Origin of the sequence: Nostoc sp. DedQUE09, assembly GCF_034530915.1 — a bacterium.
Lineage (GTDB): Bacteria > Cyanobacteriota > Cyanobacteriia > Cyanobacteriales > Nostocaceae > Nostoc.
The window spans coordinates 54,396-80,412 of record NZ_JAVRCE010000031.1; the positions used below are offsets into that span (position 1 = coordinate 54,396).

Below are 26,017 nucleotides of genomic sequence, written 5' to 3' on the forward strand. Positions count from 1 at the left end.
AGTTAACTAATTACTCAGCGTTGTCTTATCTCAGTGCTTCTCTTAAATTAACTATTAAATGCTACATTTTCGACCGCATAAATACGCTACTTATATCTTTAGAGGTAAATTCCGTTAAGATACTTAGCCTAAGTTACGTTTATGAAATTTAGGTTTTCTGCATCTGTCGATTGATGTCATGCTTACACACACCACTTTACAGAGTGGTTCAGAACCGAGATTTAGTAGCGAAAAATGCTAGTTCTGGTGAGGTTATACCAATTCAATTAAGGATTGCAAAACATCCTTGGGTAAAGACGCGGTGAATCGCGTCTCTACAGATGGTCTATTTGCCGCATTCTTTTTTATAATTGGTATTAGTTTGATTAGGCGATCGCTTCAACTTTATCTACCCAATTTTTGAGATTGTCATCAATAGGTTTAGCTGAAGAGGCGAGAAACATCAACGAAACCCCCATGAAGACTTACAATATTCGAAACTTCGGAATACATACTTCCGACTTTACCTGATTGATAGGTAAATAAATTATGACAACCTACAATTATTAGTAGTTCTTGAGCGCGGGAAAATGCAACGTTAACCCGTTCTGGCTTTTTGGCAAATCCTACATCTCCTTTGCTATTGTTGCGAACCATACTCACAATTACAACAGGTCTTTCCATCCCTTGAAATCTGTCTACTGTACCAGTACGAATTTCTAATGAAGGGAAAAGTTCAGATTGTAGACGTTCATCAATTTTTCTTAATTGAGCGCCATAAAAGGTAATTACAGCAATTTCTTTTTTCGGTTCACCATTAGCAACTTTATAAGCCCAAGTAGTCTCGAATTGGTGACACAGACGTTCAATCGCATCAATTTCTGGAGTATTAAAGTAAGAAGTTCCATTTCGTTGCTCTAAAAATTGATTTTCTATCGGCGTTTTTACCCAAAGAAGATGCTGAGATTCTTGGATAATTTCGCCTGCTAAATGATGTGCGCGTTTTGTGTCAGGTTCCAAAATACCAGATTCTAGTTTACCGTCATAGAACTGATTGATTGCTCCCATAATAAATGGGTGCATTCGATATTGTGTAGTTAGCATTTGTTTGATGCTTTCATCAGCAGATTCAAACTGGCTTTTAAACAGTGATTCTTCTAAGAATTGTAGTTCATCTCGTGTATTACCCATTGTTTGAGCAACTTCTTCTATAGTGCTAGTATCAAGCATGGGTGGTAATTGCCGATGATCGCCTACCATGACTAATTTTTTACCTTTCAAAGCAGGGATTAGTAATTCTGGTGGAGTACACTTACTAACCTCATCAATGATGACGACATCAAAGGATTTAAATTCTTCTGAAAAACCTCTATTTGCAGCTTGAACACAGGTGATACCGACGACGTTGGCATTATCTAGATATATGCGCCTTAAATCGTCACTATCACCTTCAGTTGGCTCTCTTAATTTTCCTATCCAATCTTGAACAAAATTCTGATATTTATTGAGATAATCTTCATCTCTTTTTAATTGCTGTTGCCAAGATTCAAAGCTAATATTTATGCTGCGTAATAACTCTATATTAAACAAGTCATTAGCAAATTTTTCTGGTTTAAATTTATCCGGTATTGTTTGCCATTCTGTCAACCACCAGCTTCTTTCTTCTATTAAACCTTCTGATGGTCGTGGTTGTAATTTTTGTTCTATTTCGCGTAGGCTAATTTGTAATTTTTGAAGCTGCTGTAGGGAAGTTTCAGTTTCTTGTTGTACCTTTGATAAATGCTCATAGAGAGAATTTTTAATCATCTCTAACACAGCAAAGGGTTCTAATAATGAAATTAAGTTTTCAATTTGGCTAATGGAAGTTTCCCAAGAATATACTTGATTTGAAAATTCTTGTGGCTGCTCCCAAATCTTTGATTGTGTTGCAAGATATTGTTCAGTTAGAATGCGTAATTGAGCAGGAATATTTTGTTGATTAAGTTCTTGCAAAATATTTATAACTCGTCCAAGCTGCAAGTTAGCATCCTGCTGTGCTTTTTCTACCTCAGCTTGAGTAATGGATATTTGCTGTTGACTAACTTCATTTTTTTGAAGTTCATTTAATTGGCGTTGCAGATGCTGAAGCTGTTGATCGGTTTCCGTCTTGACTTTTAAAACACATTGACGTGCATTTGCAAGGATTGTATCTAGCAATTCTTGTGTAATTCGGGTGAGAGTAGAGTCGATATTATTCCATTCCCATGATGTACCATAGGTTTTTTTCATTCTAATTAAGAAAAACTGGGTATTTTCAACTAGTAATTTTCGCTGTTTTGGGTTGAGTAGCTGATAATTATTAAACTGCTGATAAGTTTGCTCCCATTGGGTGCGATCGCTCTTTGATAGCACCATTGGAATCTGACTAAAATTTTGTTGTAAAAAATAGCTAAAGTTATGCTGTTTACCCCGCCTGTCAGTAAAACCTCCGTCTATTTCATAAGCGATCGCTTTTGTCAATAACTCCCATTCTGGCAGGTTAATTTTGTAAATTTTTGGTACTATTGGTAATTTTAATGTATTAGCAAACATTAACAAACCTAGCGGCAAGTCTACTAAATTCTCTGTTAATGGCAAACCTGATTGCTGACATTCTTTTAAAGTTTGATAGAGAACAGAAGGTGCTGTAGATTTCCATTCCTTAACTGCTGAGATAATATAATCTATTTCGCGTTTGCGATTTTCCCATATCTGGATTGTTTGCTGTATGTTTTGCTGTTTGGCAAGATATTTCTGATAATCTGGTTGTAGCTGATTTAATGAGGCGAAATTTTGCTGGACAATCTGTACTGATGCTGCAACTTCTAAGATGGCTTTACTTGCATTTTGGGCATAAGTCAAAGCAGTTTTAAATCCAGAAATTTCTCTTGCTACAGTTTCACGCAACCAAACCGCTAAACCAAAAGCACCAAGCGCCGGACGCACAAAACCAAGTTCATCAGTATATTTGATGGTTTGACGAACATTTGCTAAAAATTCTTCTACTAAATTGTTACCTTCTGTATATGGCTTAAGAAGCGGCAAAAAATCTGTAACTTCTGGAGCTTCCCAGTTTATATTTGGTGCAGTATTTAGTATATTGTCTAGTCCTGCAATTAGGGATTCAATGTCATTCTGTTTTTCTACTGTTTCATTATAAAATTTCTTTTGACTTTTAAAATCTGCCTCTAATTTTAACTTATTTTTAGTGAATTTATTTTGTTGCTGATTGAATTCTTCCTCTGCTTGAAAGTAGGCTGTGAATCTTTGTGATGATGCTAGTAATTGACTGAAATTTTGGATATTTTCCAGCCGTTGAGTAAGATTGTTTTCGCAGTCATTCGCTGTATTTTCTAGCCATCTGCCAATTACTTGGTCTTCTAAAAATGGTTGTCCTTCTTCCCCAACTTTTTCGGCTCTTCCCTTGCGTACAGCCCGAATCACTGGGTTGTGAACTAATCGACTCAGGGCGTTATCTACTGCTAAATTAGCTTGAGAAGCTATTAAAGTGCGTCCACCGCGAAGGGCAATTTGATAGCAAATCTCGGCAATTACGGTAGTTTTACCAGTACCTGGCGGCCCTTGGATAAGAACAAGATCCTTAGCGGCAAGTACCTTTTCTACTGCTGCTTTCTGGCCAGGATTAGCAGAAGATAACAACAAATCTTGTGGTTGAAGTTCAACAGTTGTTTTGATTTGTCTAGCCTGAGAAGCATCGAATAAAAAGTTGCCCAAATATGGATTTTGGGTGTAGCCATTATTCAAATCATCTAAAGCTTTTTTCTTGCGCTGAATCTGCTGAATATCACCAACTGCCTCAAAACATAAAAATCCTGTATCTGGCAACTTATAACGCTCTGTTGCCATGAATTCAGCTAAGTCGCGTTCTAATCTGAGACTGATAATACAACGGTTGGGGTCAACTTCTTCAACAGTTCCTAATTGACGACCACTAATCCAATTTTTGCCGACGGGAGCAGTTTCAAAAAGCTTTAAATCTTCGTTTTTTGTGCGTCTAGCTCGTTCCCAAAAGTTTTCTACATCAAGAGAATTTTGATAAAACCCGTCAAGGGTGGCTGAAGCTACATCTATTTCAAAACTGATTCGTCTTTTGAAGTTATAGTTATGACTTACATAACGCACGCAAAACTGACGTGCTTTAGCAATTTTTTCCTCAATTTGCAAAAACGCTTTCCAAGCCTTAAGCTGATCTTCTGTAGGTACATTTTCGCCACAGACTGGCGCGGCTGCGATGCGTTTTAATGTTGCGGGTGGAATGTCGAGATGATGCTGATGATTAGGTAACAGACGCAAGCGACAAGGTATAGCATAGCTATCAGCGTGTCCCCGTGAGGGTTGTAACAATTGAGCCGAAAGTATTTTTATCCCGCCGCGTCCATCTTTTGGTACAGCCGCTCTAAATCCTAATGTTTTTCTGAGCTTCTCAAGTCTTGCAGGTAATGGAAAATCATCGGAGTCTGTTGCTATTGTCAAATCCCAAATTTCTTCTCTTGCTTCTTTCCCCGCACCTTTGCGACGCACATAAAATAGGGAGGGCTTTTTACCGACACATTCATACATTAACTCATTGGCGCGATCGCGCCGCTCCCTAAATTCGGGATATGATTTCAGCGCGGTTTCACCTTCAAGATGACGGATAAAACTATCAATTGCTGAAGCTATAAACATATAGCCCCAATCTTCAGAGTTTGTTTTACTTTTCGAGGATTTTGCTGTTAGTTTGCTTACTGCTAGACGAATGCGTTCTACATCAGATTCTGAGATTGTACTGGTATGGCTTTTGACTACAATTTTGAGCTTTTCGCAAATTAATAATAGCTTTTTGCTATCCAAATTCAATTCTTTTGCTAGTTCGTATATTCTAAGTTTGCCGTTGTTCATCCAGTACTGCCTTTGCCAACAAAATTTTCAAGGACAATTGAGGGTTTAACTTTAACGTGAGTTCGACGGGTTGAAAAAGCCAAAAAGCTTGCTATGTATAGATTTCAAAACTGAACATACAAAAAGGCGATGCCTGCGGTGGTCACTGAGCGCAGCCGAAGTGCGGGTTACGCCTACGCTACGATTGATGGAGAATCGGTAAAAAAGCCACAAAAAAAGACCGAGACTAAAAATATTTAACAAAAATGGGGTCTCGGCTATGTCTACCATTGTATCTCGGCTTGACATCACACAAATTTTCTGTGATGTAGATGACTTCTGTAACCAATGAGAAAACTTGTGGCAGCAAATACCACAGTTACCATCGACAATAGGAGAACGTCGCAGTCAGTCGCAGATGTGCGTATCAGAAGTGATGACAATAGTTATCGCTTTTCACGGTAGTGGTTATCAAACCTTTAATGAATTTTATACATTGCACGTACTTCCTAGTTGGCGCAAAGCATTTCCCAATTGAGTTAGCTACAACAGATTTGTGGAATTAATGCCTTCTCTTCTCTACGAGAAGCTAGGCCAACGAGACGCTACGTGAAGGTGCTTAATGCTGTTGTGCTGTTTTTTGAATACAAGAACAGGAGAAATTACGGAAATTAGTTTTATTGATTCAACTCCAATTAATGTGTGTCATATAGTTACACGATTCCATCCTAGCTCTCTCTCTGCAAAGCGTAAGGCTTTAGGGAAAACACGTTTTTTAGTCAATACTCTTATCTAAAAGCCACCGTAAAATTGCTGCTAATGCTAAAGCAAAAATTGTTCATCAAATAAAGGTAACAATTCCACTCCATCTGTCTCCAATCCTAAAAATAGTCCAGTATTGCGTAGGCGTAACGCCCGATTGGGTGGAATGGATGGGATAATTTATTGCGATCGCAATAAATCAATTTACTTTTTGGGTTAGAAAATACTCCTTCGTTTTACTGTGCGATGCTTGCCCCGTTTTGCTACACCTCTTGAGGTGGTGATGCAATCGGCGTGGGGACGGTAAACTGTTTTATCACAGATACCAACCATAGCCTTAATATGTCACTGATAGAGAAGGAAAGGCTTGAACTCAACTTAATTAGAACATTCTCTGCTCAATAGCAATTGCCCATTATTCAGTCGATATAGACCAGTCGGTTCGATAATCGGATCGCCTTTTTTCCAGGGACGGGATGTAGTTTCTACACCTCTAACCTCACCAGTTGTGTAAGTCGAAACCGAAACACTAGGACGATTAGTGGTCAAAGCACCAGATCCTGTAATGGTAAAAGAGTTTTCTTGTCGCTTAGTACCGCGTGAAATGCAGCTATTGGCGATGAGTGCATTGGTATCAATAACTGGAGATAATTGGGTAAAGCCGTTTTGAATGGAACTAGTATCAGGTGCGTTAATGTTGATCACACCTGATGATACGCCTTGTTCGGAACTGGCGGTAATATCACTTTTTTCCGTTGGCTTTTTTCGTGACTCTATACCGAAAATACCTTGAGAATTGATTTCAACTTTGCCACCTGTTCCTGTAAAGGCATTGGCTGTGATGTCGCTGTTTTCTTCGGGAACGGCAACGATAAATTTTGAATCGATATGGATGTTACCACCATCACCACCTGCTTGCGCTGTACCTGCGGTGGTCGAAATTTGGCTACCGTTACGCAATAGTAAAAGATCATCAACAGTTAAATTGATATTTCCACCATCACCAGAGTTAGTTATTGCACCAATACCTGCTCGGCTATCAAGTGTTGTGGAACCAGAATTAATATTAATATCTCCGGCTTTCCCTTGCCCGAAACTGCTCGAACTGATTCCCCCGCGATTTAAAAATAAAGAATCTGTTGTCAGGGTAATATTACCTCCATTGCCCACAGCTGTTGGATTGACTGTACTAAAAACAGCGCTCGCTCTTCCATTACTACCTACACCATCAATGCGAATAGCATCGTCAGCATTAACTATAATGTTACCTGCATTGCCTTTACCAAAACTGTCAGCAACAAGTTGTCCGCCGTTGCTCAGTGTTAAAGAGTTGGTTGTTATTTGGATATTCCCACCTTTGCCAACACCTCCAGTAGACAAAAAACTAAAAGCGCCACTAATACCATCGATAATCACAGCATCGCTGGTATCGATGTTAATATTCCCAGCATTCCGGTTTGCAGAGGTGAAGATTGTACCGCCATTTGTTAACGTCAGCGTTCCTGTTTTCACCTGTATATTTCCACCATTCCCGCTTCCATTAGCAAAAGTATATGCACCACTTGATGTATTTTTACCGTTGGTTCCGTCAAAGGTAATGGCATCACGCGTATCGATAAAGATATTACCAGCATTATTTTGATTTCTACCAAAAGCGGCAAGTGTAGCACCATTTTTTAGAAATAATTCTCTAGCGTTGATGCGGATATCCCCAGCGTTACCGATGCTATTATCTAGCGCATTAGTGCCTATGGAAGTAAGTAAATTATTTTCTCCACCATCTAAAGCTACTGTATTGCCGGCATTGATGGTGAATTGCCTCCATTTCCCTGTCCCAATGTGCTTCCAGAAATGTTTGCACCGTTGATGACGGAAACTGTATCGCGGGCGTTGATGGTGATATTGCCTGCATTTCCCCGTCCAGCTGTGTCTCCAGAAATGTTTGCACCGTTGGTAATGGAAAATGACCCTGTTGTAATTTCGATGTCGCCTCCTTTACCTTCACCATACAACAAGGAACTAGACAAACCGCTACGTCTATCATCAATTTTGCTAGTGCGATCATCAATATTATAAGTTACATCCTTTAAGACACCATCTATTTTGACGGTATCACGAGCATTAATGGTGATATTTCCACCATTACCCTTTCCTTGAGCAAGTAAAGAAGACATGCTACCACCATTTTTCAAAAACAATGAGCCTGTTTCAATTTGAATATTTCCGGCGTTACCATTGATTGCAAAAGTGTTGGCAGCACTAGATAAACCATTGCCGCCAATCCCATCAAAAGTAATAGTCCTGTCAACATCAAGAAATATATTACCTCCATTTCCTTCTCCATCGTTGTTAGCATTTAATTGACCGCCATCTTTAAATAGTAAATTACCCGCAGTAATACGAATATCTCCACTATTACCCACGTTATTAACACCGTAACTTGATGCTTGAATTGATATATTACCACCATTACCCAGTCCTAAAATACCAGTATTAAGCAAAGCATCATTGCTTAGTGTAAAAGAGGTAGATTTGATGTTGATATTACCACCGTTACCCTGTCCAAAAATATTAGTACTAAGGAAAGCATTATTGCTTAGTATAAAAGAGGTAGATTTGATGTTAATATCACCTCCATTACCTGTTGCTTCTGTCAATACAGTGCTACCAATTCCACTTAAATTATCTTTTTTACCTGTAACAGTAACAGCACCTTGAGCATTAATATTTACATTTCCCGCGTTACCTTGTCCCAAGAGACTAGCATTGATTAGTCCACCATTATTTAATGTCAATGTTCCAGTTGCAATATTGATATCGCCAGCATTACCAAATGCTCTTTCTTTCACGACATTAGTGATGACGCTTTCATCCATTAACGTTGTCTCTCCTATGGCATTAATAGTAATGTCTCCACCTTGGCTATTTGGAGTACCTAAACCTATATCTATTCCCGCTCTTAATATACTTTCTTCTGCCAAATTGACATTTCGAGCTTGAATTGTGATATTCCCGCCATTGTCACCGCGAACATTAACTTCTGCGCCATTACTCAGCGAAACATCAGCGCGTTCCACATTTTCAGGAATAACTAAACCCAGATTATCACCCGCAATATTTAATCCCACATTTCCCGGTGCAGCCAAACCTGCTAACTCAATATTCCCCCCATAAGCGCGAATATTCCCACCATCAAGATTGATATTTCCACCAGCAAGCAGCAAACTTTTACCATCAGCAACTCGCAAACCCGTAACATCTTCACCAATGAGATTTGTCCCTGCAGGTGCTTGGGATTGATTGATAATTCCTCCATTTGCTTGAATTTGATTAAATAACAATACTGAAGGATTAATAGTCAACAATGGCAGATTAATTTGGCGAGTTGCACCACCTGTAATTACTTCTATAGGTAGTCCCTGAAAGTTGCCTATAACTTGAGAGGACTCAGCGCCAAGTGTGTTATCAGGCACGATATTGCTTTGCTGTGCCTGGGTTTTGCTAATGAGGAGACTTACACTTAAGCAGCCCAGCAACTCTGTCAATCCAAACTGCAAACACTTGTGTAATCCGTATGCGATCGTCATTGGGTGCTATTTCATATAGATTATTTGAGTATCTAATAGAACTGCACCCTTGGACAAGGAACAACATTAATTATGCAGTTTTATGCAATCAGATGATCGCATTTCTGCATTCTCTAAGTATGAAAAATGCATGTAAAACTTGCAGAAAAGGTGGATGTGTGGCATGAATATGTCGGATATTGTGTAACTCAACTTTACTAACCAAGATGATTGAGTTGGCCTTAAATGTGTTGTCATGGTGGTTCGGGTAAGACATCTTTAGAATAAAATGACCCGTTAGCGATCGCCTAATTCATATTTTCATTCAGCAATACCCAGTGATTATTACTGGGAGCGGGTTAAATATTACGCTCGGCTGGCGATTGATCGGGTGGAGTACGGTATAGAATCAGTTAAAGATTTACTCAGTACCATAACGATTGATGAGCGTTGTGGTGTGATGCTGGAGTTTGAGGGTCAATTATCTCCCCTATTTCTCCCCTATTTATCTTTAAATTCAAATCACAATAGTAGAGAACACCATCTAATACAGGCGGACACTCTCTGTCGTACTAGAACCTATCCCACTAATAATATTTGTGTCATAAAGCTTAAGCTTATCGAGAACTGACAACGAAAAATTAAGGTTTTTCAGCACATTTTACGAAAAAATGTAGGGATTTTTAGAATCATGGGATAGGTTCACAGATTTTGCCGTTTACACACACACCCTAGTGTCTGAAAACCTTACATGGCTCGCGTCTGTGATGTAAATCATCCATGTCGAAACCTAATTATTAGTTTTTCAATTTTTTGGAGGAGAGGATAATGTTGAAGTTCACCTGTTTGATGATTGTCGGGGCAGTATTGTCGATTAGTGCGCCCGCTGTGGCTGAAAGTCGTGCGGTTAATATCAGTATTGGCAGTATTGGTGGTTCCTTAGATAATGCCGCTTTGCGAACAGTTCGCCAGGTTATCGGGTATGCAGTCGGTACTAGTACCGTCGATAAATTCATTGTATATAGTCCCAGGGTCGGATCTATTCCTATCGAAGGAGGTTTATCTGCTTGTGCTGAAGCTGGCTTCGGCATAAGCAATACAACATTTAATGCTTTTATCCAGCAGTTGCGTTCAATTAATCCCAAACCAGGAAATTTCTACAATGTAGAACTTACTGCAACCTGCAAACTGAAATAAGACGTTTGCACTCAAGCGCCGTAGGATGGGCTGAGGTAGGAAGCCCATCCATCGAGTTACACGTAAGCTTAATATGTTGCTTAACCGGAGCGCGGACTTTTGGCAAAAGAGTGTTTTTTATTATCTGTCTTTTCTCAATGCCATAGCGAAAGAACTTAATCAAGCATTGTTGGTTACTGAAGAGTTAAAAACGTTGCGTTAGCGAGAATGTTCTATCTGACACAGGTTTTTCAAGTGGTCAAAAACTTGACTAAATCACGGCACGCTTGCGTAAGAGAATTTTATTAATGAGTTTTACCAAGCGGTTTTTCATGTTCTTTTTAGATTTAGTAACTAACTTGAACCCTCGTTCATATAACTCATAAAAAAAATTTTGTGAAATATATCCTGAAGCTCAAAATGCGATCGCACATACTGAACTCTTTGTTTCCAGTTGTCTTACTCGCCGCTTATGTAGGGATTGGGACACATCCAGCCCAGGCAAACTGTCCACATTTTGGCCGTCCGCCAGAACAAGTGAACCCTGAAGTACAGCAACGTGCAAACCAACTCAAAAATGATCCCAATCAATTTTTTGGAAAAAAGATTTTAGATACGATTACAAATCGCCGCATCACCTTGACTCCAGATTTTGATCGTTTAACGGGAATCGAGAAACAACAAGTTCTCAATACTTTACAATTAGACGGTTCAACCTACGAAGTTTACGCAGCTGATGAACGGCTGGTTTCGGCGCAATATAATGGCTGCACTCGTACTTACTTGAAGACTGAGCGCGATCGCTATGGTTGGTATCTCAATCACCCTCCGGTAACAATGCCACTGCCGATGTTACGCGATGCTTTACGTAATTGGGGGCAACCGACTTGGCGCAAAGTTAACCAGAGTATACATCCCGAAGATGAGCGCAAAGCACGCTTCAAGTTTTGGGAAACAGTTGGCTACGATAAATATAACCAAAGCTGGTGGATTGGTTGGGTACCAGAAGGTGGCTACTTTGAAGTCACAGTTCGTAATGCTGATGGTGTTACCCAACTCAAGCCTTATTTAAGAACTGCGTTTCATCAATATCGCTATGTAGTAATAGCGAGTGATGGTACCCCTCTGTACGATACTCAAACAGAATTAGGTAATCCGTGGCTGTCGGTTTTAGGTAAAACCTCTTCTCCTGCGGGATGGAATGTCAGCCCTTGCAATTATCAGAATCCTTTCCTGTGCGTCTATCGCAACAAACTTGATGTGGGAAGCGTCGAACTTCAACGCCGGATGTATACTGACTATCGCATTCTGCAAATCCAATTTGAACAACTTGGGTTAGTCCCAGGGCTATTCACCTATAGCAATCCTAATGATAAAGCTAAGGTACTGACTGCATTAAAGGCTGTAATCGCAGATTACTACCAAACGATTACAAAAGAACGTACTTCGACTTATGGCACAACCTACAAAGTTCAGGTGCAACAACCAGAAGAAGTCAAAATTGGTGATTTGCCAGGGTTAAAGTATGGCTTTAAGAGTATAGACCGCTCAGGGCAGGTGCGCGAAAAGTATGTGAGCTATATGGCATTTAATCGGAATTTGTACATTATTACTACAGGCTACGAGCCAGCTGCAAAAAGTAATACATTCAAACAGCTTGCCAGCCTCGAGCAGTTTGAACCTCATTTAAAGACGATTATGGAAAATCTGAAGCTGTCTGAAACTGATCGTTAATGTGCTTCTCAGTTAAGTACTGCACTCATCAAAAGTGTATATTTTTTGTAGTTAACTAGTGATGCTCAAAAATTCAGATCAACTGTCGGCGAACCGGGAGGTATAAGATGGCGAACGATTTACAGGCTGACGATATTCTATTCATTGATGAAGCTAGTATCTCGCCCACTTGCTCAAATCGAAAACTGCAAGGAACATCGGGGGGATGGACACAGATGCGTCAATTGCGATACATCACTAAAAAAGTTGATGGTTCATTCTTCAGTGGTGTTTATCCTGGTATTGCAGAGATCGTTACCCCTTGGCAAATTGTTGATTTGGAGTTCCTTCAACCAAGCCATCCTGTCTATACTTCACGACCAAGACGACCGCTTGAAATTACCTTTGGCTTCTATGCTCCCCGTTCTTCCTTCTGTTATCCCGTTGGCGAACAGGTACTTTAACTGTAACAATTTAAGTTTCTTAATTGCAAATTCCGAATTTGTGTAAGTCATATTTATATAATCCTTGAGAAAGTTTCCTCAACTCTGTGGGATTGCTACTATTACATCACAGCAGAAGTAATTTACCAAGTCATAGTAAATGAGGTTGTGGTTTTGAAATCCCAATTAACTAATCATCGGGTCGATTTACAAGATTGCACTATTTTTTATCAGCAAAGTAGGTTGGAGTCGAGTTCAATCCCTATCCTATTTCTACACGGCTGGGGAATCTCTACTGAGCCTTATCAAGAAGTGTTGAAACTACTAGCACAGCACCATACTATAATTGCTCCTGACTTACCCAGTTTTAGGAGATCAACTTACTCTGGGCTACTTCCCGATTACCTTAGCTATAGCAAATGTCTCCTTTCGTTTCTGAAAGTTTTGGATTTACAACAATTTCATCTAGTAGGACACTCATTAGGCGGAGGTATTGCCATTACTTTATCTACACTTGTTCCAGAAAAAGTCAGAAGTGTAATTCTGGTAGATAGTACCGGGCTGCCCGCGCCATCTATACCAGAGATGATACCGCGGAGGGCAATCGAAATGACAGCTCAAATGTTTCTCCCAAGACGTAAATTGAAATTAGTTGATATTCCTTTGATTTTCTCCTATAACTTGTTATTCAATACAGGAAATCTCATTCAAGGATTGCTAATTTCTGTATACGAAAATATCAACCATCTGCTACCAAAAATCACAGCTCCCTGTTTGTTATTATGGTCAGAAAAAGACCTAACTACACCATTAAGTAACGCTCAAGAAATGGTGGCAAGTATTCCAGGCTCTAAATTAATTACTGTAGAAGAAGGTTTCCACGAATGGGGACTCTGGTATCCTGAGAAATTTACATCACTTATATTGGATTTTATTTGTCAACTTGAGCAATATTGATACAGCTTGAACTGGGGCAAAGTACAAGCTCAGTCTCAGTTGTTCCCACCGCCCCCTTGCCCCTTTTGACCAAGCTCTGTTGGGGCGGGATTGCAGGTTCCGGGTGTAGGGTGTGGGCGAAGAAGTAGCCCCAACTTTCATGGTGAGATAGAAGCCTCGTCTTTTAAGACAATTGCATTGGTCGAGGTTTTAAGCCCCGTTCAATGCTGTCTCCCCTACACCCTTCTTGCTGACCAAGATTTATTGCTCCTGGCAGGCAAAAAGGGAAACCGTCTCAATACTGCTCGCTTTGTGCATTTTCAACTCGGCATTGGGTTTGGGGAAAAGGTTAAAGGGTAAAGGTTAAAGGTTTTTTCTTTCCCCTTCCCCCCGCCCCTTATCCCCAGAGGCAGGGTGGTTTCATACGAAAAAAGAAAAATACATAAGTCTTGATTTCTCGTTTTGTGGCATAGCTTTTTCCCTCACTTCCATTCCTCTCCCCCACGGGCAGGGCTGATTCATTCCATTTCAAACAGGATTTGTCAAGATGGTTAGCAAGAAAATTGTAAGTAAGCGTGACGAAGAGATGAATATTTAAGCACTGAAATATCAGTAAAATAGTTGGTTTCATCGGCACGCTAGTAACAAAATAACTAATTTTTAATTGCTATAACCCTTGATTTTTAAAGCTCTTTGGGGAATGAAACAGCCCTGCCCCCACGGGGGGAGAGGCTTTGAAACCCAGTTTGAGTTTTTCTCTGCTTGTATGAAACCACCCTGCCGCCCCTTATCCCCAGAGGGGGCTCCACCTTCCCCTTTTCCCCAAAACCCGACAAGTATTGGAAACCGTCTGTGTTTATTTCTCAGGGAAAATGGGATACAGTTTCGCCTATTGAACAGTACAGTCGCTCCATTGTGCAGCAGTACAATTTTAGATGTGTCAGTTGGTTCAATAACAAGCTGGAAAAATGCCTATAAGGCAAATACAGTTCAGATAAGACCAAAACACTTGTAGAGACGGCGATTTATCGCGTCTTGAAAACCCAAAATTTTTGCCAGTAGCCCTTAACTGAACCGTATTGGCCTATAAGGAATATGGAATTTTGGGACTACGCTTAAATTATCAAGGCAGAAAGAGTTATCTGAGCGATGAACAGCGAGAAGAAGTATAAAACTAGTATTTGATTTCTGAAAAAACTCCGTACATCTGGAGAGACATAAAATCAAAGGTAGTGTTTCTAGTATTTTAGGTTTTGCGGTACGGTTGATGCTGCATATCAATACAAGATGGAGGGCAAGAAGGCTCCTGCTGGTTCATTGTACAGTCCGAGGCTCATCAACCTTGCGGTCTCGGTGATACGCAGTCCTTGCTTCAGACACCAGCGGAACAGGTCGGCATTACGCATCGGAAGCAGAAAGCCCTTCCCGGTGAACGCAGGCGCGGCTGTAATCAGCGCCTTTAAGTCTTCATTATTCTCGCCAACAGCGTGACCCAGGAAGCCAATTTCGGTGGCGTAACCCGATACGCGCCCATCATACTCGACGACCGTTGCCGTACCCCGCCCGACAGCTGCCTTTAGTTCGCCTGCCCGGTCATGGCCATGAATGTGATAGCAGAGTTGATTACACGCACTCATATCGGACTCAGTGGCCGGACGAACGCTGCGCCCGGGTATCGTCAAGCCGAGCAGCTGTCCTTGAAACGCCGCCAGTGGCTCACGCACATCGAAGCCAAGTTTCGTATATAGTGCAAGCGAGCAGTTGTTATACGCGATTTGAACCAGCCGCACACCAGCGTACTGTTTTTCCTTTGCCCGCTGTAAAACATGTTCCATCAGGCTCCGACCAACCGACGCGTTTTGCACAGCGGGGTCTACCGTAATGGGGCCGACCCCAACGATAGTATCGGCTTCCCACAAAAAATTGCTGCCAATGACGCACCCATCAGATGCCTCAGCTACCACCGAATAAACCGCTGGGTGCGCCAACAGTTCGGTCAACCTGCCAACCCCAGATTCCGCAGAAGGAATGTCAGGTGTCAAGCCGTGATATTGCTCAACAGCACGGAACGCTTGATAAAAAATGGTGCCACAAGGGAGTGCGTCGTCGGGACGTCCTTCTCGTAGCGTCACCAAAGATGTTTGTTCAAATACTTTGTCCATAATTTTAAATCGGTTCAAGGGTTCCGTTCACAACGACATTAAGATGATGCGCTCACTATCCCTCTGACTTAGAAATATGCTGGTAACAAAAAATGATGGAACAAGGAAATTTGTCAACAAATAACTTTGAATTATGGCGAAGCTTACATAGTGCTGAAATGAATTTTTTTAGGTCTCGTTGGGAGTTTTTAAGTCGCTCAACAGATAAACAGTTAACAATTGGGCAAGCTCTCAATAGTCCATCAGTATAGAAGCACTGCTTTGAAAATACTATTGTACCTGGAAGTAGAACGTTTGTCGTTTTTCAATGAATTAGTTGATCTAGCTAATCCTGAAAGGAAAGGTAGTCGATTAATTGATCGCACACTTTTTGCACATCAATCAACTAATTATAAGTAATCATTATCTATACTATGTTTGCTAGTTAGAATATTGGGTATTAAAAAAGTATCATAGACTACAAAGCATTTGGCGATCGCTCTTTGGGAAAAACTTTTTGGTTTACTGCTGATGACCAAAATAGTTTTATGATTCTCTATGAAAGCATAGTTGAAATTATTTAGGTTGACTACCAAAATATTCTCAAGCTCATTCTAAAACATGGTGGTAAATCACCTTTAGCTAAATTCGTGCAATGCTGGTTTTGAACCTTCTTCCAGGGTCAAAGAAAGTACAGGGAGATGCAAAAGTATGGCTGAACACTCATTTCATGACCAACTGAGTTTAGAGGAACAAACTGAAAAACTCGGCAAGCAAGCAGTAAGCTTAGGTTTGATTCCCAGCTTTGTGGTGCATTACTTTCCCGATACCTGGGTATTTTATATACCCAATGAAACTCAATCGGAACCACTGACACCAGAAGAAGCATACTTTCGTTTAAAGCAACTGGTTAAAGAGTAGATATTTTGACAGCAGATTTTTGAAGATAACGGCTAGACACTGCAATTGTTAAGTAACAGTAGTTATGGCAAAACCAGCAATTTTAACCGTCGATGACGATCCAGAAGTATTGCAAGCGGTGTCACGAGACTTACGTCATCAGTATGGCGATCGCTTCCGCATTGTTCGGGCAGATTCAGGTATCACGGCTTTGGATGTAGTGCAGCAACTCAAATTGCGGAATGAAGCAGTTGCTCTATTTCTAGTGGATCAACGTATGCCCCAAATGGGAGGCGTGGAGTTCCTGGAACGGGCAAAAGGCATTTTTCCCGATGCGAAACGTGCCTTGTTGACGGCCTATGCAGATACGGATGCTGCCATTAAATCGATTAATAGTGCCAGACTTGATTATTACTTACTCAAGCCCTGGAATCCACCAGAAGAAAGGCTATATCCGGTTTTAGATGATTTGCTAGATGACTGGCTAGCTGGATTCCGCCCACCCTTTGAAGGCATTCGAGTCATTGGTAATCGCTGGTCGCCTTTTTCACATCAGGTGAAAGATTTCCTAGCACGTAACCAGGTTCCATTCAAGTGGTTAGATATTGAACTGGAGCCGGATACCGCAAAATTAGTGGAATATGCCCAAGCTGACGGCAGACAGCAATTGCCATTGGTGCTGTTCCCCGATGGTTCCCGGTTAATTCAACCATCTAATTTAGAGATTGCCGCCAAAATTGGACTGCAAACTCAGGCAGAGCGCCCCTTTTATGACTTAGCGATCGTAGGTGCTGGCCCTGCCGGACTGGCAGCCGCCGTCTATGGCGCTTCTGAGGGATTAAGTACTGTCTTAATTGAGCGTGAAGCGCCAGGAGGACAAGCAGGTACGAGTTCGCGGATTGAAAACTATTTGGGGTTTCCTGTTGGCTTAAGTGGCACTGATTTGGCAAGGCGAGGAGTCACTCAGGCGCGGCGATTTGGGGTAGAAATTCTCACTCCTCAAGTAGTAGCTGGGGTTCGACTGGAAGATCCTTATCGGATTCTGCAATTGGCAGATGGTAGCGAGATTAGTTGCCATGCACTTTTAGTTGCAACCGGTGTTTCTTACCGTTGGTTAAATGTTCCAGGAGCCGAGAAGCTTACAGGAGCGGGAATTTATTACGGTGCTGCCATGACTGAGGCGATCGCCTGCACCAATGAAGAGGTTTACTTGGTAGGCGGGGCAAACTCTGCTGGACAGGCAGCAATGCATTTTTCTAAGTATGCCAGCAAAGTGATTATGTTAGTGCGGGGTGAGTCACTATCATTGAGTATGTCTCAATATTTAATTGACCAAATTGCCGCCACTGAAAATATCCAAGTTTGCACGGGTTGCAGCGTCGTAGAAGTCAAGGGAGAAGAATATTTAGAAGCAATTACGATCGCCCATGCCAACACTGGACAAACCGAAACCGTGCCAGCGCGATCGCTGTTTATTTTCATCGGTGCTAGCCCTAAAACTGATTGGCTCGATGGTGTTATTCACCGCGATGCTCAAGGGTTTATCATCACAGGGCCAGACTTAGTGCATAATGGCAAATCTCCTCGTAGTTGGCCTTTGGAACGGTCTCCTTTCTTATTAGAAACCAACATTCCCGGAATCTTCGCAGCCGGAGATGTCCGCTATGGCTCAATTAAACGGGTGGCATCCGGTGTCGGAGAAGGTTCGATCGCCATTCAATTCGTTCACCGCTACCTAAGTAATGTTTAGCTAAAGCAGCCAATACTAACCTGCATAAAATCTGCAAACCCTCCCCCCTGCTCCCTGCCCCTTCACTAGACTTCTTGCATAAGTCGGGAAAAGGGGAAGGGGGAAGGGGAAAAGGTTCTGTATTGTCCCCTTCCCCTTTACCCTTTTCCCCCTCTTGCAAAAGTGCTTTTTGCAAGAGGTCTACTGACTTGCATTGATCCCAATCACCCCGATGACGATTAAGGCGATCGACACAAGTTTGATGAATGTGGCAGATTCCCGAAACCAAATAATACCAATAAGAGCTACTAGAATAGTTCCTAATCCAGCCCAGACAGAATAGGCGACACTTACTTCAAGTCTCTTGAGGGCAAAGGTCAAAAAAGTAAAACAAAGTCCATAGAAGACAAATATTAATACTGAAGGAACTATTTTAGTAAATCCCTCCGATAATTTCATGCAAGTTGTGCCTGAAACCTCAAAGAGGATTGCTAATATAAGGTAAATCCAACTTGTTGACATATTTTTTGTAAATGGTTTGTTAAGAGCAACTCGCCCTAAAAATAGAATAAACACTCCTGAAGTAAATAATGAAAAATTTTTACAAGTGTAATATCAATTCTCCATGAAGATGCTTTGGAAGTAAGGTGTAGCGAAGGCAAATATATGCAGTTTCACAAAGAAACGATCTAAGGAAATACAGTTCAGATAGACCAACAAAACCCTTATATAGAGACGCGATTTATCGCTTTTTGAAAGACTAATTATCTAGACCAATAACCCTTAATCGAACATATTGCGATACAAGTAATCCAACATTTAAAACCAAACGTGCAGTAGTATAATTGAGGCTGATTCCGGGGCTTTATGGCGATGAAATTGCTCAAGTATTAGGGCAACATCTGCTGTAGTGTGATTGTGTTTTTGTCCTACTAATGGTATGAAAGATGACGGCTCAATTTGAATACAGCACTCTTGCCGATCCACAGGATATTCAGCAGCTAATATATATCCTTGAGCAGTGTTTCATCAGCGGATTTGGTGGCGAGGAAGCTTATGTTAATCTCATTGGCGTAGAAAATTTCCGTATTATTCGGGGATTTGGGCAATTAGTTGGTGGATTGGCAACTCTGGATATGGGTCAGTGGTGGGGTGGTGTGCGTGTACCAATGACAGGAATCGCCGCAGTGGGTATTGCTCCAGAATATCGCGGTTCGGGAGCTGCGATCGCTCTCATGCAGCAGACGCTCAAGGAACTTTATGCTAGAGGTATACCGCTCTCTGCTCTTTATCCAGCTGTGCAAACTCTGTATCGAAAAGTCGGGTATGAGCAGGGGGGTAGCTGGTGTAATTGGGAAGTTGCTACTAGGAATATCCAAGTGCGAGAGCAATCTCTACCTTTGCAACCCATAGTGAATATCAATCATCAAGTCTTTCATCAACTATATCAGCAGCAGGCGAGACAAACGCATGGATATTTAGACCGACATCCCGCAATCTGGGAGCGGTTAATTCAACCAGATGAGAAGGAAACATTTTACGCATACTTTATCGGTACAAAAGATAAACCCGAAGGTTACATCCTCTTCAGCCAACATTCAAAAGAGGATGGCGCAATCCTGCGAATCAAAGATTGGGTAATTCTCACAACTGCGGCCGCACAGACATTCTGGTCTTTTCTTGCCAGTCATCGCTCCCAAATTGAACACGTGCAATGGAGGAGTTCTGCAATTGATTCCTTGACATTACTGCTACCAGAGCAAACTGCCAAGCTTAAGAATACGATGCGTTGGATGCTGCGGGTAGTAGATGTAGTCAAGGCGTTGGAGATGCGGGGTTATCCATCGGGAATTGAAACTGAATTGCACTTAGACATTCAAGATAATTTGCTAGATGCAAACAATGGTAAATTCATCCTTTCTGTCGCCAATGGACGCGGTGAAGTTACAAAAGGTGGGAAGGGTGAATTGCAGTTAGATGTCCGCGTATTAGCACCATTGTATACAAGTTTGTTCACCCCTTACCATTTGCAGATAGCCGGACAACTGGATGGGACAGAAACAGCTATTTCAGCAGCTACGCAAATATTTGCAGGTGCGTCACCTTGGATGGCCGATTTCTTTTAATGTGAGTTTGACGAACCTTTCCCTGTGTTGAACTAAAGTTCAAGTCTGTTCTTCTTTTCCCTTAGGTCGAGGGTCAGTTTTAACAAATAGCTCACAACTCATCCGTATTTACCCCGTTTCCATTTAATTCGCTTTGTGAAATAAAGTATAATTTCGTATCAACTTTTTATAATCCAGTTTTAGTTGATACATACTGAAAGCAGTCATAAGATACTTGATGAGTACAAGGATTTATATGATCAGCAAAATAATCAAAGCTCTAACAACTGACAAAGAAAAAAACCTGCAAGCTCCAGTCGCAATGGAGGAACTATCAGACGGAGAAGCTATTAACGTAGTAGGGGGTGGCGTCACGACGACGAAGACGATTCCTTCTGGCGTCACCTTACGAGACAAATTACTGTGTGAAATTTACAATAATTTCTACCACCGACCGAAATTGGGGGGCGGGTCGTGTGTTGGGTTGTTCACCCATACATAATAGCTCACACCCGCACATCAAACCTACAACCTCGATTTGCTAGAACAAATTTCTGTACCACTTCTGCTAGTTCGGGGCTTTCCGATACCTGGCACTGCCCAATATTGCAAATTGGCAATGCTAGTTGACCAGGTGAGCATTTGTGCTTGCCCTTGTGAACCTTCTGACCAGCCAGCAGCTTACTACCCCAGTAGGACTTGCTGGCTTTTTTTAGTTTCGGTTTATACCTTTGGCAAAACCCACGATACTTTTTGGCACATTCATCATACAAGTTTGTTCGCTCCCTACTATTTGCAAATAGCTGGAAAACTGCATGGAACAGAAACAGCTATTTCAGCAGCTACGCAAATATTTGCAGGTAGTTCTCCTTGGATGGCTGATTTTTTTTAATGTGAGATGCCAACGAACCTTTCTTGAGTTGAACTAAAGTTCAAGTCTGTTCCTTTTGAGTTGGCTACGGTGTATACACAAGTCTGAAATAGTTTACTCACCTGGTTTTTGCGTCAGTTTTACCCCACCCTAACCCTCCCCGATATATTGGGGAGGGAACTAGATTTCTTGTTTCCCCCCGTTCATTGGGCTACGGTGTACACACAAGTCCTAAAAACCTAGCTTGATAAGACTTTCCTGTTTTTCCTCGTTCCCAGTCTCCGACTGGGAATGCATTCATTGAGTCAGAGACTCAATATCTGACTGGAGGCAGAGCCTCTAAATCAGGCATTCCCATGCTCTTCATGGGAACGAGATCAACGAGAAAACAATGGAAAATCAAGCTTTTTTCGACTTGTGTGTACACCGTAGGTTCATTGGGGGGATTAAGGGGGTTAGGGTGGGATGACGCGGATGGTGATGGGAAGCCAGAGAACTGAATATCACGCCATTACAAGGGTTTCACTTAAGTTGACACGTATGGGCAGTGCCGCCCCTACGCGAAATATATATAAGTAGGTGGGTTTTAGTGAATGGGTTTTACTTTCTCTCTCTACAAAACATAAGCTGGAAACATAATTAATCCTTCGCTCGTCCTTCCGCTAGATTAACAATTTCTGTTATTGTCAACTCACACCACAAATAAAACTGTCAGCGATTTACTTTTAATCAGTAATGATGATTTATCGTGCTTATCTAATCCCAAATATCATCTCCAAAAATAACTCAACGGGATTTATGACTTTTTCTCCGGAAGTTCAGCACAATCATCAGAAAAAAATCTAAGTAAAGCTGATTAGTTGCTCCTAACTTGCACACCCACAATCACAACATGAAATCACATCTACTGGCGATTGGTTTAAGCAGTTTGGTTCTAATTGCAGGACAAGCTAAAGCCTCACAATTACAGTCTTGGTACTATGATTCTAGCCAAAACCAATTAGACCTAACTACCACTGCGGGAATACAACCAAAAGCCTTTTTATTAGATAATCCTAATCGATTGGTAATTGACTTACCTAGAACTAATTTTAATTCCGATACTGTTAAACGAAGTTTTGGTAAGGCAGTGAAAGAAATTCGCCTCGGCAAACCAGACTCTCAAACCACTCGTTTTGTCGTCGAGTTAGCTCCTGGTTATGATGTTACTTCCCAAAATATATCAATTAAAGGAGATTCCCGTTCTCATTGGATTTTCAAATTCAATTCATTTAACCGCCAAAATAATCCCATTGTTGGAGAAAATAAAGAAGATATTGCCATCAGATCCACAGATGCATCGACATTTGCTGGAGTTGTGAATCTTGGTCAAGAGATGGTTGGTATTACTTCTCAGATTCGCAGTTTGTTAGCAAGTTATAAATCGTTGAATCCGGGAATATTTTTCTTAGATTTAGATACAGGAAACTATATAGATATTAATGGTGAAAAAAGATTTGCTGCTGCCAGTACAATCAAATTTCCCTTATTAGTGGCTCTTTTCCAAGAAATAGACGCAGGTAGAATTAAACTAACAGATAAATTAGTGATGCGGCGCGATTTAAGGGTTGGTGAAGCTGGAACGATGAAATACAAACCCATCGGCACTAAATTTAGCGTCCTCCAAACTGCTACCTTGATGATGACAATTAGCGATAATACAGCCACAAATTTGATTCTTGATCGCTTGGGTGGTGCAGCAAAAGTTAGCCAACGTTTTCGTAGCTGGGGATTGCAAAGTACAGCAATGCAGAATCTACTTCCAGACCTCGCTGGCAAAAATACAACTAGTTCTAAAGATTTGGTCAGATTGGCGGCGTTAGTTTCTAATAATCGTTTGCTATCTCCAACTAGCCGCAATCAAGTTTTAGGTATCATGCGCCGTGTTAAAACTAATAGTTTGCTACCAGCCGGTATTGGTAAAGGAGCTACCATTGCCCACAAAACTGGTACATTGAGATTTATTATTGGTGATGCGGGTATTATTCAAATGCCCAATGGAAAAAGCTATTTAGCAGGTGTTTTGGTGCAAAGACCAAACCACGATCGCAGAGCAGGTGATTTTGTTCGTGAAGTTTCCAGAAGAGTCTATAATTACCTAGAAAATACCAAAGTTAGCAATATACAACCAATACTTGGCGATGCCTCCGGTGGTCACTGAGCGCAGCCGAAGTGCGGGCTACGCCTACGCACTCGTTAGTCAAGCGATCATCACAGTTTGAAGAGTGCTGAGTGCTGAGTGCTGAGTGCTGAGTGCTGAGTATTGAGTAATTTACTCTCAGTCAAGGTACTCACTACTCAGCATTGAGTAGGGTGAATAAGTTTGTAGTAAGGACTTTAGTCCTTGGTTTGAGGGCTAAAGCCCTCACTACGAACTTCGCAATTGCACTAAATTGCAAAAATAGGGACGTACATTTGTACATCCCTACATATCTATCTGTATTCAGGTATTTCGTCGTGAAATGAGATTAACTCAGGAAATTTGGTGTACCACTATTACCGCTCCTACCAACAGCAGGAATTTCCACTATGTCATCTGTAGCTTCACCAGTGCCGTCATTGACAACGTAATTAGTGTTACCCACATGTCCATTAGGGATAAACAATTGTGGATGGTCAAAGGGCGCTTTATCAAACCGAACTCGGTCATCAGTCAGCGCTTTTAAAAAGGCGACCAATTCCTGTTTTTCTTCTGGTGAGAGCTTGAGCGGCGGAAGTAATCCAAAATCACCACCACGATTATAAAAATCAATCACTTGCTCTAGAGTCGCCTGACCTCCATTGTGGAAGTAGGGAGCAGTTAGTTCCACATTGCGAAGTCCAGGTGCTTTGAAAGCTCCATTTGCAAACACAGCTTCACTAGAATTCAACGGTGGATTAAGGGTTGGGGGATTTTCGCCAAGGAGATCCTTAAATTTACCCAACTGAGCTAATCGTGCCTCTGAAAGCGGATTAGGTTGACCGTTATTCTGCAAACCGTCATTACCACCCAAACTGGGGTCTTCTGTGGCAAGTCTGACACCGATATTGAAGAAACCAGTGTCTTGAGGGGATTTTGGCCCGAACGGCGCACGTTTGATTCGTCCCTCTTTAGCCACGTTGCTCACTGAAGCAGCTGTTAATTCTAATCCACTGTGGCAACTAATACACAGAGCTTTGCCCTCAAACAGTCCTTTCCCTCGTTGCTGCTGCGCAGTTAGGGCGCTGGTGTTTCCTTCCAAGTAGCGATCATAGGGCGTATCGTAGGAAATGAGTGTAGACTCGTACAACTGAACTGCCAGACCAAAGAATAACGAGAAGTTGTACTCTAGCAATGTGTACTCATTAGTCTTCAAAGAGCGATCGGGCCTCTTGATAATAGTCCGTTTACCGTCAGAGTCAACTTGGATGAGTCGATTAGAATTCCACCACTCCGGCTTGAAAGCGTCTTGAATCATCTGAGTGTAGGTTCCATCTTTAAGTCCAGGTTGAGGCGATCTACTATCTTTACCTAAAACGCTGTCTTGTGGATGCACAATCTGTTTAGCTAGCGGTCTAAGAGCTAATAACTTTTTCGCAAGTTTTCGAGGGAGCTTTTTACCCTTATCAATCCTCAGAGGTGTTATGTCAATTCGCCCGAATTGATTAACCCCCCCGAACTTATCACCAATTTCTTCAAAAGTCCGACCATCTGCGGATGACTCAAAAGAACTGAGTGGCGGCCCGACAGCTTGAGATGCCAAAGACGAGTTCTTTAGGCTGACTTTTACAAATTCTACACGAATTGGGTTTATAGCCTTGACGAGGGCGGCGTTAGGATCTCTTAAACCTAAGGGATTCACCCCATTAAAGATATCTTGTGCCCTTCCATCCCAAAAGTTGCGGAAGTTGAATGCGGCATTAATCACGCTTGGCGTGTTACGCGGCGCAACGCGCCGCACATTGATACCTTTTACGTTAAACACCGAATCTGGCTCGGTTGTAACTTTGTCTTCTGCATCCCCAGGTATAACATCCACAAACTTCGTATTGAAAATCCCCTGAGAAGAACTGACATCGTTACGGTCAGATATAACAGTCTTAGGATCGTTTGGGTTTGACAGCTTGTGGAAAGGAAAATCTTCTGGTTTGAGCTGATAGTTTGGTAGTCCGCCGACATTAAAAACTGAATCTGGATTCTCTGTACCGTCGGCGTTGACCCGCAAAAGCCCAGGAGCAATCTGATTTTTGGATCTATTGTCAGCTCCAGCGTGGAAATGACAACTAGCACAGGAGGTCTTTCCATCACTCCCAACCTGCATATCCCAAAAAAGAGTCTTTCCTAATTTGATTGCAGCTGTTTTGTCTCTTACGAAGTCTCCAAGATTGTCAGGTTCTGGAACCGATAAGCTTTTGAGAGAAATTGGGGATGGGCCTGTAACCCCTACTGATACAGTATTCCCGGCTATTATTGCTGCCAGAATAATAGCAGCAATTGTTACAGTCCTTGAAAATTTCGATCTCAAGTACTTAGGCTTGTCATATCTGAATCTCCACTCTTGCTGCTTTATTTTTGTCACCAAAGATTTGAGCAAAAATCGACCTCTTGAGGTCAGCAATAAGTAACTAGATAAGGCAGTCGTAAAGATTACTAAGCTGATTATGGGTATAATCCCCATAGTTGTATTATAAAGTAACACCGAGATAAAGTATACATTTCCGAGGAAGTTTTAAAATTAATATTCATGTAAAATGAACATGCAAATTACGAATTTTACGTGAACACAAAAAACCCTCTTG

Annotated in this window: 17 protein-coding genes and 1 pseudogene; 11 read left to right on the forward strand and 7 right to left on the reverse strand. The window is 41.5% G+C overall.

The features are described 5' to 3' along the window. Nucleotides 1-420 precede the first annotated feature (420 nt). Nucleotides 421-4,899, reverse strand: a complete 4,479-nt coding sequence (locus RMY27_RS19880) for a translation initiation factor IF-2 N-terminal domain-containing protein (protein ID WP_322666088.1) — start codon at nt 4,897-4,899, stop codon at nt 421-423. 337 nt (nt 4,900-5,236) lie between these two features. Between RMY27_RS19880 and RMY27_RS19885 the strand changes: the two genes are divergently transcribed. Then, on the forward strand, nt 5,237-5,416 hold the full coding sequence (locus RMY27_RS19885) for a hypothetical protein (protein WP_322666089.1): 180 nt from the start codon (nt 5,237-5,239) through the stop codon (nt 5,414-5,416). 602 nt (nt 5,417-6,018) lie between these two features. On the opposite strand, the gene RMY27_RS19890 is transcribed toward RMY27_RS19885, so the two are convergent. After that, a complete protein-coding gene (locus tag RMY27_RS19890; protein ID WP_322666090.1) occupies nt 6,019-7,152 on the reverse strand; it encodes a hypothetical protein in 1,134 nt (377 codons plus the stop codon). A 275-nt stretch (nt 7,153-7,427) separates the two neighbouring features. Next, nucleotides 7,428-9,227 (reverse strand): hypothetical protein, encoded by a 1,800-nt coding sequence (locus RMY27_RS19895; RefSeq protein WP_322666092.1) that lies wholly within the window; start codon nt 9,225-9,227, stop codon nt 7,428-7,430. An 807-nt stretch (nt 9,228-10,034) separates the two neighbouring features. On the opposite strand from RMY27_RS19895, the gene RMY27_RS19900 reads away from it, so the two are divergent. Next, the gene (locus RMY27_RS19900; protein WP_322666093.1) at nt 10,035-10,403 is read left to right on the forward strand and encodes a hypothetical protein; all 369 of its coding nucleotides are present in this window, start codon (nt 10,035-10,037) and stop codon (nt 10,401-10,403) included. A 250-nt stretch (nt 10,404-10,653) separates the two neighbouring features. Here the strand turns inward: RMY27_RS19900 and RMY27_RS19905 are convergent. Next, nucleotides 10,654-10,791 (reverse strand): annotated as a pseudogene (locus RMY27_RS19905) (transposase); the annotation flags it as partial. On the opposite strand from RMY27_RS19905, the gene RMY27_RS19910 reads away from it, so the two are divergent. From RMY27_RS19910 to RMY27_RS19920, 3 genes are all read left to right on the forward strand, one after another. Continuing rightward, nucleotides 10,779-12,116, forward strand: a complete 1,338-nt coding sequence (locus tag RMY27_RS19910; protein ID WP_322666095.1) for a hypothetical protein — start codon at nt 10,779-10,781, stop codon at nt 12,114-12,116. The pseudogene RMY27_RS19905 and the gene RMY27_RS19910 sit on opposite strands and share 13 nt — an antisense overlap. 107 nt (nt 12,117-12,223) lie before the next feature. Further along, nucleotides 12,224-12,559, forward strand: a complete 336-nt coding sequence (locus RMY27_RS19915) for a hypothetical protein (protein WP_322666097.1) — start codon at nt 12,224-12,226, stop codon at nt 12,557-12,559. Between the two features lie 147 nt (nt 12,560-12,706). After that, entirely contained in the window at nt 12,707-13,495 is a 789-nt protein-coding gene (locus tag RMY27_RS19920) for an alpha/beta hydrolase (RefSeq protein ID WP_322666099.1), read from the forward strand. 1,256 nt (nt 13,496-14,751) lie between these two features. On the opposite strand, the gene RMY27_RS19925 is transcribed toward RMY27_RS19920, so the two are convergent. Continuing rightward, nucleotides 14,752-15,636 carry a GNAT family N-acetyltransferase gene (locus RMY27_RS19925; protein ID WP_322666101.1) on the reverse strand — a complete coding sequence of 295 codons (885 nt, stop codon included), beginning with the start codon at nt 15,634-15,636 and terminating at the stop codon, nt 14,752-14,754. A gap of 690 nt (nt 15,637-16,326) precedes the next feature. Here RMY27_RS19925 and RMY27_RS19930 point away from each other — a divergent pair. Beyond that, nucleotides 16,327-16,536: a hypothetical protein gene (locus tag RMY27_RS19930; protein ID WP_322666103.1), complete on the forward strand. Its 210-nt coding sequence runs from the start codon at nt 16,327-16,329 to the stop codon at nt 16,534-16,536. A gap of 64 nt (nt 16,537-16,600) precedes the next feature. Continuing rightward, a complete protein-coding gene (locus RMY27_RS19935) occupies nt 16,601-18,265 on the forward strand; it encodes an FAD-dependent oxidoreductase (protein ID WP_322666104.1) in 1,665 nt (554 codons plus the stop codon). A 180-nt stretch (nt 18,266-18,445) separates the two neighbouring features. On the opposite strand, the gene RMY27_RS19940 is transcribed toward RMY27_RS19935, so the two are convergent. After that, nucleotides 18,446-18,766: a multidrug efflux SMR transporter gene (locus RMY27_RS19940; protein ID WP_322666106.1), complete on the reverse strand. Its 321-nt coding sequence runs from the start codon at nt 18,764-18,766 to the stop codon at nt 18,446-18,448. 425 nt (nt 18,767-19,191) lie between these two features. On the opposite strand from RMY27_RS19940, the gene eis reads away from it, so the two are divergent. The 4 genes from eis to RMY27_RS19960 all read left to right on the forward strand — a co-directional run bounded on the left by eis (nt 19,192) and on the right by RMY27_RS19960 (nt 23,420). Then, complete coding sequence (gene eis / locus RMY27_RS19945) at nt 19,192-20,370, forward strand: GNAT family N-acetyltransferase (RefSeq protein WP_322666108.1); 1,179 nt, start codon at nt 19,192-19,194, stop codon at nt 20,368-20,370. 235 nt (nt 20,371-20,605) lie between these two features. Further along, entirely contained in the window at nt 20,606-20,851 is a 246-nt protein-coding gene (locus tag RMY27_RS19950) for a hypothetical protein (protein ID WP_322666111.1), read from the forward strand. Between the two features lie 36 nt (nt 20,852-20,887). Beyond that, a complete protein-coding gene (locus RMY27_RS35570; RefSeq protein ID WP_416211724.1) occupies nt 20,888-21,241 on the forward strand; it encodes a hypothetical protein in 354 nt (117 codons plus the stop codon). Between the two features lie 871 nt (nt 21,242-22,112). Next, nucleotides 22,113-23,420: a serine hydrolase gene (locus tag RMY27_RS19960; protein WP_322666113.1), complete on the forward strand. Its 1,308-nt coding sequence runs from the start codon at nt 22,113-22,115 to the stop codon at nt 23,418-23,420. Between the two features lie 307 nt (nt 23,421-23,727). On the opposite strand, the gene RMY27_RS19965 is transcribed toward RMY27_RS19960, so the two are convergent. Further along, nucleotides 23,728-25,743, reverse strand: coding sequence for a cytochrome-c peroxidase (locus RMY27_RS19965; RefSeq protein WP_416212358.1), 2,016 nt, complete (start codon nt 25,741-25,743; stop codon nt 23,728-23,730). Between the last annotated feature and the right edge of the window lie 274 nt (nt 25,744-26,017).